4 protein-coding genes are annotated in these 1,794 nt (G+C 39.6%); all 4 read left to right on the plus strand.

Annotated elements, in window-relative coordinates; genetic code table 11:
- Positions 1–176 precede the first annotated feature (176 nt).
- From B3S92_RS04250 to B3S92_RS04265, 4 genes are read left to right on the plus strand one after another with little or no spacing between them, the layout of a single operon-like run.
- Complete coding sequence (locus B3S92_RS04250; protein WP_296203030.1) at positions 177–986, plus strand: hypothetical protein; 810 nt, start codon at positions 177–179, stop codon at positions 984–986.
- Positions 979–1,335, plus strand: coding sequence for a hypothetical protein (locus B3S92_RS04255; protein ID WP_296203033.1), 357 nt, complete (start codon positions 979–981; stop codon positions 1,333–1,335). The genes B3S92_RS04250 and B3S92_RS04255 overlap by 8 nt, the downstream gene beginning before the upstream one ends.
- Entirely contained in the window at positions 1,332–1,484 is a 153-nt protein-coding gene (locus B3S92_RS04260) for a hypothetical protein (RefSeq protein ID WP_296203036.1), read from the plus strand. The genes B3S92_RS04255 and B3S92_RS04260 overlap by 4 nt, the downstream gene beginning before the upstream one ends.
- Positions 1,484–1,681 carry a helix-turn-helix transcriptional regulator gene (locus tag B3S92_RS04265; RefSeq protein WP_296203039.1) on the plus strand — a complete coding sequence of 66 codons (198 nt, stop codon included), beginning with the start codon at positions 1,484–1,486 and terminating at the stop codon, positions 1,679–1,681. Before B3S92_RS04260 ends, B3S92_RS04265 begins: the two co-directional genes overlap by 1 nt.
- Positions 1,682–1,794 lie beyond the last annotated feature (113 nt).

Genomic DNA, 1,794 nt, shown 5'->3' on the forward strand with positions numbered 1-1,794 from the left:
TTGAGCGTATGCGCGGTGTGATTGAAGACAAGTCTGGTGACTTTGCACAGCCTGATTTACAGCTACTTAGCGACACGCTAGATATGATTGCTGAAGAAATTGGTGCTGAGGGTTAAAAGACTAACGATAGCATTGGCTTTGCTGGTGCTATCTATCATCTAGAGTTGGAGAGAATAATGCTAATACAAACAAATTTATCAGCTATCAAAGCCAGTCGAGGAACGCCAGTTGAAGTTGTCGAAGAGTGGTTAGCAGAAAACGGAAGAATCGATTCGCTACCTGATAATTTAGTGAAAGGTGATTCTTATTTTAACAATGTAAACACCAAGGATATCAAAAAGAGACAGACTGAGAATAAAAAGCAAGAACAAGATCTACAAACTTCGCTTATTACTGCTGCTGGTAACGTGCCAAAGCCTAAAAATAAAATGATTGATGCCTCAGATGAATCATTTGAAGGGTTAAGAGGCCAGATTAAATCACGGCTTTTTAACGGCGAGCTCGTCAGAGTATCTGACTATAAAAGCATGTATGCACCTTCTACAATGCGTGTCATCTTATCCAAAGTCGCTTCTGATTTAAAAGCCCGTGGCTTTGAGGTTATCACAATCCAGACTGAGACTAAAATTAATCTTGGCTGGATGTTAGAGAGCGCTTTTCACGATATCTTTTTAACAAAAGCTAATGTTGAAGCTGTTCGTCGACTCCGTGAACCATTGCCTAAAAGTGTTACCCCACGGGTAGCCTACCATCAAACCATCGAAGAAATCGCTCAAAGGCTGTTATCAGGTCAATTTGTACGGGTTGATGAGTACCTACCTCGCCATTCAAGAGTTGTGATTTTAAGAATGGTTGCTTTGGCTATCAAACAGGCGAAAGAATTAAAAGACGTGGTGTCTATCAACTATAAGCTTGGTAGAAAAGCTGGTTGGGTACTCGAATCTGAGGTGCATAAGAGGCTCACAAAAGGAGGCGCAAATGAATAGATACAGATGCGAATCAGAAAAAAGCCGTTACTCAAATATTGGCCAACAATGGGAAAAGGCTTTTTGGTTTACTCACGAAGACGACAGGCATTTAATGCAAGAAAAAATAATGGTGTTTTTAGGTAGTCGGTTTTCATTTGTAACTATCTACAAAAATGGTCGATGCCTGAAAGATTTGACTCATTTAAGCGGAGATCAAATCGCTGAAATCATGGATAGCAGTACAACGGTTGCTGACGTGTTTGAGTATTGCAGAGAGCATTTTTGCAGGGACCTGGCGCCAGCTAAGCGAAATGCTAAACCTGCAAAAGCAGATGACCAGTTGGATATGTTTGAGGCGATGGCGTGACATACAAACACAAATCAAAGCCTGGCGTCACTTGTACAGTTATCGATGCAAGTGATGGCTATGTGATTTATCAATATGTGCATGATGGCTTGGTAGTGACAAACAAAGCATGGGTTGATGATTTTTTAGAAGAATGGGAGGCAGTATAATGATAAATCTTAAGAGATTAAAAATTAAAGAAGTATGTGAAAAGGTGGGGTTGTCAAAAGCTAAGATTTATATGATGATAAAAAATGACGAGTTCCCCGAGCAAGTCAAAGACGGTTACTCATCTTTTTGGTTTGAACATGAGATTGACGAATGGCTGATTGAGCGTCATAATCTTGATGAAAGCACTCTGGCTTAAAAGATGGTGATTTTGGCTTATAAAGGTAGTTATAAAGGTAATTCATTTATTTTCAAAAATAAATATCATAAAATACATAGCGTACAGCCTTTTGTTCAAGTCCGACCACCGGT

It is taken from the genome of Psychrobacter sp. UBA3962, from assembly GCF_002385225.1.
Taxonomy (GTDB): domain Bacteria; phylum Pseudomonadota; class Gammaproteobacteria; order Pseudomonadales; family Moraxellaceae; genus Psychrobacter.